10 protein-coding genes are annotated in these 11,298 nt (G+C 62.7%); 6 read left to right on the top strand and 4 right to left on the bottom strand.

Annotated features, from left to right (window positions below; all coding sequences use genetic code 11):
* Positions 1–320 precede the first annotated feature (320 nt).
* The 3 genes from N1058_RS13340 to N1058_RS13330 all read left to right on the top strand — a co-directional run bounded on the left by N1058_RS13340 (position 321) and on the right by N1058_RS13330 (position 4,141).
* The gene (locus tag N1058_RS13340) at positions 321–1,715 is read left to right on the top strand and encodes an acetyl-CoA C-acetyltransferase (RefSeq protein WP_265518059.1); all 1,395 of its coding nucleotides are present in this window, start codon (positions 321–323) and stop codon (positions 1,713–1,715) included.
* Entirely contained in the window at positions 1,715–3,826 is a 2,112-nt protein-coding gene (locus N1058_RS13335; RefSeq protein ID WP_265518058.1) for a 3-hydroxyacyl-CoA dehydrogenase NAD-binding domain-containing protein, read from the top strand. The genes N1058_RS13340 and N1058_RS13335 overlap by 1 nt, the downstream gene beginning before the upstream one ends.
* 129 nt (positions 3,827–3,955) lie before the next feature.
* Positions 3,956–4,141 (top strand): DUF3008 family protein, encoded by a 186-nt coding sequence (locus tag N1058_RS13330; RefSeq protein WP_265518057.1) that lies wholly within the window; start codon positions 3,956–3,958, stop codon positions 4,139–4,141.
* A gap of 31 nt (positions 4,142–4,172) precedes the next feature.
* Here the strand turns inward: N1058_RS13330 and otsA are convergent, their stop codons facing one another.
* Genes otsA through otsB form a run of 3 tightly spaced genes read right to left on the bottom strand, consistent with a single transcriptional unit; the run spans position 4,173 to position 8,115 of the window.
* Positions 4,173–5,543 (bottom strand): alpha,alpha-trehalose-phosphate synthase (UDP-forming), encoded by a 1,371-nt coding sequence (otsA, locus tag N1058_RS13325; RefSeq protein ID WP_265518056.1) that lies wholly within the window; start codon positions 5,541–5,543, stop codon positions 4,173–4,175.
* Entirely contained in the window at positions 5,540–7,321 is a 1,782-nt protein-coding gene (locus N1058_RS13320; RefSeq protein WP_265518055.1) for a glycoside hydrolase family 15 protein, read from the bottom strand. The genes otsA and N1058_RS13320 overlap by 4 nt, the downstream gene beginning before the upstream one ends.
* 11 nt (positions 7,322–7,332) lie before the next feature.
* Entirely contained in the window at positions 7,333–8,115 is a 783-nt protein-coding gene (otsB, locus tag N1058_RS13315; protein ID WP_265518054.1) for a trehalose-phosphatase, read from the bottom strand.
* A gap of 134 nt (positions 8,116–8,249) precedes the next feature.
* On the opposite strand from otsB, the gene N1058_RS13310 reads away from it, so the two are divergent.
* Entirely contained in the window at positions 8,250–8,585 is a 336-nt protein-coding gene (locus N1058_RS13310; RefSeq protein WP_265518053.1) for a hypothetical protein, read from the top strand.
* Here N1058_RS13310 and N1058_RS13305 read toward each other — a convergent pair.
* Positions 8,569–9,765, bottom strand: coding sequence for a pyridoxal phosphate-dependent aminotransferase (locus N1058_RS13305; protein WP_265518052.1), 1,197 nt, complete (start codon positions 9,763–9,765; stop codon positions 8,569–8,571). The two genes, N1058_RS13310 and N1058_RS13305, sit on opposite strands and share 17 nt — an antisense overlap.
* An 88-nt stretch (positions 9,766–9,853) precedes the next feature.
* Here N1058_RS13305 and N1058_RS13300 point away from each other — a divergent pair, with 88 nt between their 5' ends.
* On the top strand, positions 9,854–10,570 hold the full coding sequence (locus N1058_RS13300; RefSeq protein ID WP_265518051.1) for a nitroreductase: 717 nt from the start codon (positions 9,854–9,856) through the stop codon (positions 10,568–10,570).
* Between the two features lie 113 nt (positions 10,571–10,683).
* Positions 10,684–11,292 carry an EF-hand domain-containing protein gene (locus N1058_RS13295; RefSeq protein ID WP_265518050.1) on the top strand — a complete coding sequence of 203 codons (609 nt, stop codon included), beginning with the start codon at positions 10,684–10,686 and terminating at the stop codon, positions 11,290–11,292.
* Positions 11,293–11,298 lie beyond the last annotated feature (6 nt).

Below are 11,298 nucleotides of genomic sequence, written 5' to 3'. Positions count from 1 at the left end.
CCTATAGCCGAGCGGGCCCTCGTCGCCAATGCGCAACCAAAATGTGTTGAAAGCATTGGCTTCACGCGACCTGTCCAGCAAGAGGTAGCTCAATATGCAAGGCCAGCACAACCGGCCCATTGAGGCATTTTGGAGACCTGTTGCCGGAGAACGTCATGAAATTCATTGGAAAAGGGGCCAGCAGCCGTCTGGCGAAAGCCCCCGGACCCGAAAGGCAGTCGGTATAGGAACCAAGGAGGCGGTGGGCAAGGTGAGCGAAAACTTCTATCTTCCCTGACGTGTCCAACAGTTCGAAATTGCATCCATGGGGTGGTATGCGAATGGCGAAAACACCAAGCGCGGAAAAGCCCGCCGTAAGACGGTCGGGCGTCAGGCGGACGCAAGCGCGCGGCGTGGCTGCGCGGCAGGCGCAGGTGCGCAGGCAGGACGGAGGAACGAAGGCCGTATATGTGATCGACGGCGCAAGAACACCTTTCCTGCGGGCGCGCGGCAAGCCCGGCCCCTTTACCCCGGTGGATCTGGCCGTGCAGTGCGGCAGGCCGCTGCTGGCGCGGCAGCCTTTCGCACCGGAAAGCTTCGACAGCGTCATTCTGGGGTGCGTGAACGTCATTGCCGACGAGATGAACCCAGCCCGTGTCGCCGCACTGCGCCTGGGCATGGGCGCCGCGATGCCGGCGTTCACGGTGCAGATCAATTGCGGCTCTGGCATGCAGTCCATCGATACCGCCTTCCGCACTATCGAGGCGGGCAAAGCTGAACTCATCCTGGCCGGCGGCGCGGAGGCGCTGTCGCATTCGCCGCTGGTGCTTTCGCAGGCCGCTACTGGCTGGTTCGGCCGTTTTGCCTCTGCGAAGAGCGCCATGGAGCGCGCTTCGGCGCTGGCAGCCTTCAGACCCGATATGGTCAAGCCGGTTATCGGATTGGAGCGCGGGCTGACCGATCCGATCACCGAGCTCAATATGGGGCAGACAGCGGAAATCATCGGGCATCTCTTCGGCGTCTCGCGTGAGGCGGCAGATGCCTATGCGCTGGAGAGCCATCAAAGGCTGGCGCGGGCACATGCGGAAGGCCATCTCAAGGGCGAACTTATTCCAGTGGTTGCACGCGACGGCGCGCTCTACGACCATGACGACGGCGTGCGCCCGGACACGACCATGGAGAAGCTTGCCAAGCTCAAGCCGGTTTTCGAAAAGCCCTACGGGGAGGTCACCCCCGGCAACTCTTCACAGATCACCGACGGCGCAAGCTGGATGGTACTGGCGTCGGAGGAGGCGGTTAAAAAGCACGGACTGAAGCCGCTGGCGCGCATCGTCGACAGCGAGTGGTCCGCCCTCGACCCGTCGATCATGGGACTGGGACCGACGATCTGCTCCGTTGCGCTTCTCGAGCGGCAGGGGCTTGCGCGCGAAGATGTCGATCTGTGGGAACTCAACGAAGCCTTCGCCGCCCAGGTTCTGGCCTGTCGGGCCGCGTGGGAGGATGAAGAATATTGCAGGAGGGTGCTCGGATTGGACGAGCCCTTCGGCCGGGTCCCGCGCGATCGGCTCAACGTCGACGGCGGGGCGATAAGCCTCGGCCATCCCGTCGGCACAAGTGGAAATCGCATCGTTCTGCATCTGGTGAATGCGATGCGCAGATTGAGTCTCAACCGCGGTCTCGCCACCGAATGCATCGGTGGAGGGCAGGGCGGCGCAATGCTTCTGGAGGTGGTCTGATGCCGGTGGCAAAAGCTCCCGTCTGGCAGGTCCTCGAGCCGCGGAACCGCGAACTCGGGCCCGACGGCCAGCGAGCCGGAAATCTGCAGCACTGGCGCTATGCCAGGGACGGGGACGAGGTCGTTTGGCTTGTTCTCGACCGTGCCGGGGAAAGCGCGAATACATTGTCCGAGGCCGTGATCGGCGAGTTGGACACGGTGCTGGGCGAGATCGAGGGATCGGGAGCCAGTGGATTGGTAATCCGCTCGGCCAAGCCCGGCGGCTTTGCGGCCGGCGCAGATATCCGCGATTTCCGGGGCGCCGACGATGCCGGGCAGATCGAGCCGCGCATGCGCCAGGCCCATGCGGTGATCGACCGGCTGGCGCGCCTGAAGATACCGACTGTTGCCGTCATTCACGGCCATTGTCTCGGCGGCGGGCTGGAGCTCGCGCTGGCCTGCCGCTATCGACTCGCGATAAGCGGCGCCAGCTTCGGCTTTCCTGAAATCCTCCTCGGGCTTCATCCCGGCCTCGGCGGCACGTACCGGCTGACCGAGCTGATCGACCCGGTCGAGGCCATGACGATGATGCTCACCGGCAAGAACGTCCATGCCAGAAAAGCGAAGGCGCTGGGTCTGGTGGATGCGGTGATCGAGGAAAGGCATGTGGCAAATGCGGTCCGTGCCGCTGTTTCCGGAAGCCTGGATCAGAGCACGCCGGGCTGGAAGGCGAGAGCGTTCGGCCTTGCCCCCGCGCGCCGGATGGCCGCAAGCCGCATGCGGTCGGAGGCCGAAAAGCGTGCGCCGAAACGCCATTATCCCGCCCCCTATCAACTCATCGACCTGTGGGAGGAGCATGGCGGCGACCGGGACCAGATGCAGAAGGGAGAAATCAGATCCTTCTCGAAGCTTCTGGCGGGAGAGACGGCGCAGAATCTCATCCGTGTCTTCTTCCTGCGGGAAGGACTGCGCGCCCACGCAAAGGGTGACAGTGGCATCGAGCGTGTGCATGTCATCGGAGCAGGCACCATGGGCGGCGACATTGCCGCGTGGTGCGCGGCGCGCGGCCTCAAGGTCAGCCTTGCCGATCTCGACCCCAAGACGCTGGCCAAGGCCATCGGCCGCGCTTCGGCCTTCTTCGACAAGAAGCTGCACTCTTCGATTGAACGTCGCGACGCGCTCGACCGCCTGATGCCGGACTTCGACGGTGCCGGCGTGGCGCGCGCCGATCTGGTGATCGAGGCCGTGGCGGAGCGCGCCGATGTGAAGAAGAAGGTCTATCAGTCGATTCTGCCGCGGATGAAGAAGGACGCCATTCTGGCGACCAACACATCGAGCATACCGCTGGAGACCTTGCGTGAGGGTCTTTCGGCGGCAGATCGCCTTGTCGGACTGCATTTCTTCAATCCGGTAACGCGCATGGAACTGGTCGAGATCGTCTCGCACGACAAGGCGGCGCCGAAAACGATCAAGCGGGCCAATGCGTTCTGCGGGAAGATTTCGCGCCTGCCGGCACCCGTCAAAAGCGCACCGGGCTTTCTCGTCAACCGTGCCCTGATGCCGTATCTCGTCGAAGCATTCCTGATGATCGAGGAGGGAACGGCCAAGGAGGATATAGACCGCGCGGCAGAGCGGTTCGGGATGCCGATGGGGCCGGTGGAACTGGCCGATACGGTCGGGCTCGACATCTGCCTCGAGGTGGCGCGAATGCTGGGCGAGCGGCTGGAGGACCAAATGCCGCCCGTACCCGCCTGGCTCGCGCGTCACGTGGAAGCCGGCGAGACAGGCCGCAAGGCCGGCAAGGGGCTTTACGCCTATGACGACAAGGGCAAGCCCAGAAAGCAATCCTCTAAAGGCGAGGACGATGAGGCGCGGTTGGACCAGATGGCGGACCGGCTGGTGCTGCCGATTCTGAATACGCTGGTGCGCTGCTTGCGGGAAGGCGTCGTCCAGGACGAGGAAACGGCCGATGCGGCGATGATCTTCGGGACCGGCTTCGCTCCCTTCCGGGGCGGCCCGCTCCACTATGCCCGCCAGCGCGGCGTCGACGATGTGAGGGCGGCGCTGGAACGCCTCAAGGAGAAGCACGGCGAGCGCTTCGAGCCCGATGCGGGCTGGAACAGTTTGAAGTAGGGCTCGGCTTCGCTCCACCCGTGCCTCGCTCCGGGCGACCAATCATGGCAGCAACAGCTTGCCGCCCGCCTTCTTGGAACCATTGGGCACGCAGGCGCTTATTCGGGCAGTGAAACGAAGGAGGCAAAAATGCCGGCACGCTCGAAAGCACAGCAAAAAGCCGCTGGCGCCGCACTTGCGGCCAAACGCGGCGACATGAAGAAGTCCGAATTGAAGGGCGCTTCGAAGGACATGGTCGAATCGATGACCGAGAAGGAACTCGAGGATCTGGCGGAAACCAAGCGCAAGGACCTGCCGCGCAAGAAGGATAACTGACCGTCGACGGTCAAGCCCAGCTACCTTGGTATCAGCCGTTTTCCAGAACGGATAGAAACGACTTCAGCCAGTGGGCGTTGTCGTGCTCGCGAATGCGCTTCATCAGTGCCCGCTGGCGTTGCTGTCGTTCTTCAAGAGGCATGGTGAGCGCCCTGCACAGATTGCGCGCCATGTCGTCCACATCGAAAGGATTGACGATCAGCGCCTCGCGCAGGTCCTCGGCCGCGCCGGCGAATTTCGACAAGACCAGGACTCCGGGATTTTCCATGGATTGCGCGGCGATATATTCCTTGGCGACAAGGTTCATGCCGTCTCTGAGCGGTGTGACCAAGCCCACTTGGCTTGCGCGAAACAGAGCGGCAAGCGCATCGCGCGGCACGATGCCGTGGATATATCGGACGGGCGTCCAGTTGAAGTCGGCGAAGCGGCCGTTGATGGAGCCGGAAAGCGCTTCCAGTTCCGTACGTATCTCGACATAGGCCTCGACCTCCTCGCGCGTCGGCGTGGCGATCTGCATCAGCGCCACCGATTTGCGCATCTCGGGATAGAGCTCCAAAAGCCGGGCAAAAGCGCGCAGGCGGTCGGGCAGGCCCTTGGTGTAATCGAGACGGTCGACGCCGATGATCTGCTTGCGGCCGAGGATCTCGCGGCGCTGCGTTTCGATCTGCACTTCTTCGTTCGGCTGCTCCGCCATTGCGACGAAGGCGTCGACGTCGATGCCGATGGGGAAGCAGCCGGCATGGACGCTGCGGTCGCCGACGGCGATGCGCCCGTTGGCCTCCATCTTGCAACCGAGATTTTCCTCCACATAGTGCTGGAGATTGCCAAGGTCGGTATTGGTCTGAAAGCCCAGCACGTCGTATTCCAGCAGGCTCTCGACCAGCCAGCGGTGGCGCGGAACGGCGGCCAGTACTTCGGGCGGCGGAAACGGAATGTGCAGGAAGTAGCCGATGCGCTGCTTGCAGCCTCGCTGCCGCAGCTCGGCCGCCAGCGGTATCAGGTGATAGTCGTGGATCCAGATCAAATCGTCCGGTTCGAGCACGGGCAACAGCGCGTCCGCGAATTTCGAGGTGACGCGCCGGTAACCCTCCAGATAGACCGTCTTGTAGTCGACCAGATCGAGCCGGTAATGGAAGAGCGGCCACAGGACGCTGTTGGAAAAACCCAGGTAGTACTGGGCATAGTCCTCCTCGGTCAGCGGTATCGTCACCTGCGTGACGTCGCCGATCTTGCGGATGCGCGGCTCGGGCTGCTCGTCGGCGCGCATGGTCTGGCCGTCCCAGCCCATCCATACGCCCCCGCGGCGCTTCAGTGAGTCGGCCAGTCCGACGGCGAGGCCGCCGGACTGGGCCGACCTTTTCAGGTCCGCGACACGGTTGGAGACGACAACCAGCCTTTTCACACAACGGACTCCCATGGTTTCGACAGGCGCCTTGCGCCGTTGATGATGCCGACCATCGAATAGGTCTGCGGATAGTTGCCCCACATCTCGCCGGTGACGGGATGGGTGTCCTCCGAAAGCATGCCGAGCGGATTACGCGTTTTCAAAAGCGCTTCGAAAATCTCCCGCGCTTCCTCACGCCGGCCGATGCGGGTCAACGCATCGAGCCGCCAGAACGCGCAGATGTTGAACGAGACCTCGGGCTTTCCGAAATCATCCGCCGCCTCGTAGCGCAGCATGTAGGGGCCGTTGGCGAGCGTCTTTTCGAGCTGGTCCACGGTGCTGACGAAACGTGGATCGCGCGGATCGAGGAAACCTACCTCGGCCATCAGCAAGACGCTCGCATCGAGTGTCTCACCTCCGAAGCTTTCTACGAAAGCCTTCCGTTTTTCCGACCAGGACTCGGCCAAGATCTTTTCCTTGATTTCCTCCGCGCGCTCTCTCCAGTAGCGGACCCGTGCCATTTCGCCGATCCGGTCCGCTATGTTGGCCAGGCGATCGCAGGCGGCCCAGCACATCAGGCTCGATGAAGTGTGAACGCGCGAGCGCGAGCGCAGTTCCCACATTCCGGCATCCGGCAGGCTATAGACCTTGTATGCCTGTTCACCCGCTTGTTCGAGCAGGTGGAAGTCCGTGATGGTCGGCTTCATCTGGATGCGGCGGTCGAAGAATATCTGAGCCGCGCCCAGGATCACGTTGCCGTAAACATCGTGCTGATAGTGCTCATGGGCCTGATTGCCGCAGCGGACGGGGCCCATGCCGCGGTAGCCCCCGAAATTCTCCAGAACCTCCTCGACGAGATCGCGTTCGCGGCCGATGCCGAAAACCGGCTGCAGGTGACCGCCATCGGCATCCGCCACGAGGTCCATGAGATAGCGGAAATAGTTCTCCATTGTCTGCACGGTGCCGAGGCTGTTGAGCGCTCGTACGACGAAGAAGGCGTCGCGCAGCCAGCAGAAGCGGTAGTCCCAGTTGCGCCCGCTGTTGGGCGCTTCGGGTATGCTGGTCGTCATGGCCGCGATGATCGCGCCGGTCGGCTCGTAGGTGCACAGTTTGAGCGTGATCGCCGCGCGGATGACGGCTTCCTGCCATTCGAAGGGCAGGGCCAGGCCGCTTACCCAGTTACGCCAGTAGGCGCAGGTGCGCTCCTCGAAATCCCGCGCTGTATCGGCCACGCTGCCCGTCAGCGTCTCATCCGGGCCCAGGATAAAATCGATCGGGGCGGATAGGTTGAAACGCGTTTCATCGAGCACATAGTCGATCGGCGCGTCCGTGGTCAGCCGGAGGGTCATTTCAGGCCCCACATAGCGGACATGGTTGGAGCCGTGCGTTATCTGCGGGTTGGATTTTCCATAGGAGAACGTGGGACGGCAGCGGACGGAGATGCGCGGCGTGCCGGCAATTGGCCTCACCCGCCGCACGAGGGTCTGCTGGCGGAAAATGCGGTCGCGCCAGAAGAAGCGCGGCGCGAAATCGCGGATTTCCAGGGAGCCGGATTGACCATGCAGCCGGGTGACGAGAACTGCCGTGTTAGGTTCGTAGAACTGTTCGGTCTCTGCAAGGCCTTCCAGGTTGATGGAGAACACGCCCTCGGCCGGTTCGTCCTCGCCGGTCAGAAGGCCGTTGAAGACGGGGTCGCCGTCAAAACGCGGCAGGCAGGACCAGAGATAGCGGCCTTTGGGATCGATCAATGCGGAGAAGCTGCAATTGCCTACTACGCCAAGGTTAAGTGTGGTCACGGGAATCTACCTTATTCTGTCAATTGTCTGTTTTCAAAATCGTCTGCCAACCGGCTGAGCCATTGACGAAACGCGCCGACGCCCTCGATGCGAAAAGCGGCGACTGTTTCTCCTCCTCCGATCTTTATGGAAATACCACCCCTTCGGGCGATCTCGTTGAATGCGTCTTCGTCGGTCACGTCGTCGCCCGCGAATACGGCCATGCGCCCGGCAAAGGGCTCTTCGGCCATGAACGCTGCGACGGCGTCCGCCTTGGTCTCCTTGCCCGCCTTGATTTCGATGACCATTTTGCCCTGCAGGATTTGCAGGCCTTCATGACCGTCAACCGCTTCGTGCGCCCAGGCCATGCCGGCTTCGGCCAGCTCCGGCCTCTGGCGGTAGTGAAGGGCGACCGAGGCGGATTTGCGCTCGACAACGATGCCTTTATGGCTTTCCTGGAACCGTTTCAACTTTTCCGCAAGCATGTCGATCAGGCTGGCGTCGACTGCAGCGGCACGGTGTGCGCCGTCGGCGTCGCGTCTTTCCAGGCCATGGATGCCCGCGACCGGCAGACAAAGAGGTTGAAGGAAGCGATCGATTTCGCAGATGGGCCTACCGGTTACGATGGCAATGGCGCCACTCATGCAATCCGCCAGACGCGCCAGTACATCGCGGGTGGCGGTCGGTACGGACACGGCATCGGGATGCTCGGCGATTTCCGCCAGAGTCCCGTCGAAATCCAGAAAGATCGCGATCCTGCCCGGTTGGAGGCCCGAGCGGTCGAGTGAGGTCAAAGGTTCTGGTTTTCCAGCCATATTGTCGCGAAAAAGAACATGGATCATTAAGCCTTGGGAGTTGGCCGACGCAAGGCTAGGTCATGGGCTGGCAAAAGTGAAGGAATTGGCGTCAAATTGCACGAGAAATGCGTGAACAAAGGGAGTGGGACTCCATGACAGGAAAGCTCCGATCGGCCGTGCTCGTCGTGGGATTGGCACTATTGCCGGTTGTGTTCGGCGCGCAGACGGCCAAAGCCCGGCCCGACACGCGGACGATGACGTGCGACCAGGCCAACTCTCTCGTGCGTCAGAGCGGAGCGATCGTGCTGACCACGGGCCGCTTCACCTATAACCGTTTCGTGGTCGACGAGCGCTATTGTCCGATGTTCGAAATCGCCGAAAGGGCCTATGTGCCGACGCAGGACGCCGCGCAATGCCTTGTCGGTTACCGCTGCATTATCGACCGCAACGACGACGACAATTGGCGGTGGCTCAGGCCACGGCGGTAGAGCGCGCGCCGGTTGCGCGGGCGACGAAGCGGCGAAGGCGCTGCGCGGCCTCGCGCAGGGTCTCTTCCGTCTGGCACATCGAAACGCGAATGTGACCGGCCGCCGACGGCCCGAAGCTCGTGCCGGGCATGACGGCGACCTGCTCGTCTTCCAGCAACCGCCAGGCAAACGCCTCGCAATCTGGATCGATCGCCGAAATGTCGAGCATGACATACATGCCGCCTTCCGAACCGCGTATCTTTACGCCATGCAGATCGGTGATGGATTCCAGGAATGCCGTGCGCCGGCGGCCGTAGCGCTCCGCGATCTCCCTCACGCCATGCCCGTGCTCGACCGCTTCTATTGCCGCGCGGGACACGAAATCGGCAAGGCCGTAGCTGGAAACGAGGTTGAGACTTGTCAGATACCGCACCGTCTCTGCCGGTCCCGTGAGCCAGCCGACGCGCCAGCCCGTCATGCCGTGGCTCTTGGAGAGCGAATTGACGACCAGGGTTCGTTCCTTCATACCCGCGAGCGCCCGCGGCGAGACGTGTTCCGCATCGGCGCGGATGGTCCAGTAGACCTCGTCCGAAAGCAGCCAGAGATCGTGCCTGCGGCAGATGTCTGCGATGCCCTCCAGCGTCCGGCGGCTATAGACGGCGCCGGTCGGATTGTTGGGCGAGTTTATCATGAGGAGGCGGCTGTTCGGGCGAACGGCTGCTTCGATAGCCGCAATATCCGGCTCGAAACCGTTTTCCGCTTGCGCGTCGACCTCTGTGAAGCTGGCGCCCGCCGCGCGCACCGTGCCGGGATAGGTGGCATAATAGGGCGAGATCATGATGGCGTGGTCGCCGGGATCGAGCACGCCCTGGCAGACGGCGAACAGCGCGCCCTGGCCACCCTGGGTGACGATTATCTCGTCCGGCGTCGTGTCCACGCCCGTGCATTCCGTGGAAAGTCGCGCCAACCCCTCGCGCAGGCGGGGGAGGCCCGGCAACTGGATATAGTGGTGGTAGCCGCCGCGCACCGCTCCCACGCAGGCTTCGACGGTTCCTTCGGGGGTATCGAAGTCGTGGTCGCCCACCGACAGCATCAATATGGGCTCGCCCGCCAGCTTCTTGCGCATGGCGGCGAAGTGCACTTCCCACCCGTCCTTGCCAGAAGGGGTGATGCCGGTGATGCGCTTGGAATGGGTAGGCATTATGACAGTTTCCTGTTGACGGGTTGCGGCGACCCTGTAGGTCCAGCTATACGCCAGCATTCAGGAAGCAGAAACAGATGCGGCGGATATGCTTGTTTCGAATAGCAGACAGAACTTGGCCACGGAAGACGTTGCGCGCACTGTCGACGAGGCTCTCCTGACACGCCGCTCCGTTCGCGCTTTCCTGCCGGATGCGGTGCCGGAGAGGACCGTGCGGGACATCCTCGCGCTGGCCGCGCGCGCGCCCTCGGGCACCAACATGCAGCCCTGGAAGGTCTACGTGACGAGCGGGGAGGCCAAGCAGAAGCTCTCCGACGCGATTCTTTCGTCCGGTATCCGGCCCGAAAAGATCGAGTGGGACGAATATAAATATTATCCCGACAAGTTTTTCGAACCTTATCTCTCACGGCGGCGTGCCGTCGGCTTCGCGCTCTATAATTTGCTCGGCATCGGGCGGCGCGAGGTGGAGCGGATGCGGGCGCAGCACGACAGGAACTTCACCTTCTTCGATGCGCCCGTCGGCATGATCTTCACCATCGACCGCCGGCTCAACAAGGGTTCGTGGGTCGACCACGGCATGTTCCTGCAGTCGATCATGATTTCCGCCCGATCCAGAGGGCTGCACACCTGCCCGCAGGCAGCCTTCGCTCCCTATCACCGCATTATCCGCCCACTCCTGAATATCCCGGACCAAGAGATCGTGGTCTGCGGCATGGCGCTCGGGTACGAGGACAAGACCAAGCCGGAGAACGATTTGCGCAGTGAGCGAGCGCCGCTCGACGAGTTCGTGACCTTCGTCGAATAGGCGGCGACTTACCAATTTGTAATCGGACGGCAAGCGCGCCGTAATGTTGGGCGTGCCACAAACGATGCGTGACCCGACGCCGCCTGTCGCGGCGACAACCATGGAGATTACGCATGATCCGCAAAGCGATCCTCGCAGCCGTCGCCCTGTCCTTTGCCGCCGGCACTGCAGCAGTGGCACAAAGCCGGAGCGATAACGGCAAAACGGAAATGTCGGTGAAGCGGGACGGGGGCATGGAACGCATGTTCCAACATCTGGACGCCGATGGCGACGGCACCCTGTCTTCGGAAGAGTTCGGCGCGATGCGCCTTGGCAAGTTGCAGGAAGCGGATGCCGACACGGACGGCAAGCTCAGCGAAGCCGAGATCGTCGATCTCCTGATGCAGCGCGAGTATGAGCGTAAGGCGCGCCGCGCGGTGCAGATGCTGGACGTCGACGGCGACGGCGAAGTGACGATTGCCGAGATCGAAGGCCGGCAAGCCAAGCGTTTCGCCCTGCTGGACCGCAACGATGACGGCGCGCTCGACCAGAATGAACTGCGCCAGGCGCGTGCTGAAATGCACGGTATGGCGGGTCCGCGCTTCAAGGGTCGCGGCGGCTATGAAGGCAAGCACCGAAACTGGCGCGAAGGCCGTCATCATGACGAGCACGGGGATGGTCCCCGCGGTGCCAAGCTCGAGCGCACCATGCTCGAGGCGACGCCCGTCAAGCCCGCCGAATAGGGTCAT

It is taken from the genome of Nitratireductor luteus, assembly GCF_026162365.1.
Classification (GTDB): domain Bacteria; phylum Pseudomonadota; class Alphaproteobacteria; order Rhizobiales; family Rhizobiaceae; genus Chelativorans; species Chelativorans luteus.
Note: the sequence above shows the minus strand (reverse complement) of the source record. Positions and strands in the feature narration are given on the sequence as shown.